The 342-nt window shown below is 74.6% G+C and carries 1 protein-coding gene; it reads right to left on the bottom strand.

The features are described from left to right. Positions 1-103 precede the first annotated feature (103 nt). Positions 104-342 (bottom strand): hypothetical protein (locus MKK63_RS19865; protein WP_244004834.1); only part of this gene is annotated, 239 nt, incomplete at its 5' end.

Genomic DNA, 342 nt, shown 5'->3' with positions numbered 1-342 from the left:
GAGCGGCGCGATGGATGCCGCGGGCGATTTCCTCGTAGCGGCGGCGATGGCGCTGGCCGGTCGCGGTGTAGGAGCGGAGATCCTGGGGCATGGGCGCGGCTCCTCAGTGCGCAGCGGCGCGGTGGGCGGCCTTGGCAACCTCCCAGGCGGCCTTGAGAGCGGAGTACATCGCCACGCGGCGAGAGACGCCGCAGCGCTCCATGATGCCGGGGGCGGCGCGACAGGCAGCGGCCACGATGTCGCCGCGGTCGTAGCGGCCGGCGGCGACGCTGGGGCGCTTGCTGGCGCCGAGTGGGATGAGATCGCGGGCCGGGAGCAGCCGGCCGGGGATCTTGGGCTCGT

It is taken from the genome of Methylobacterium sp. J-088 (assembly GCF_022829295.1).
Taxonomy (GTDB): domain Bacteria; phylum Pseudomonadota; class Alphaproteobacteria; order Rhizobiales; family Beijerinckiaceae; genus Methylobacterium.
The sequence above is the reverse complement of the archived record's forward strand: the minus strand, read 5'-3'. Positions and strand labels throughout refer to the sequence as shown.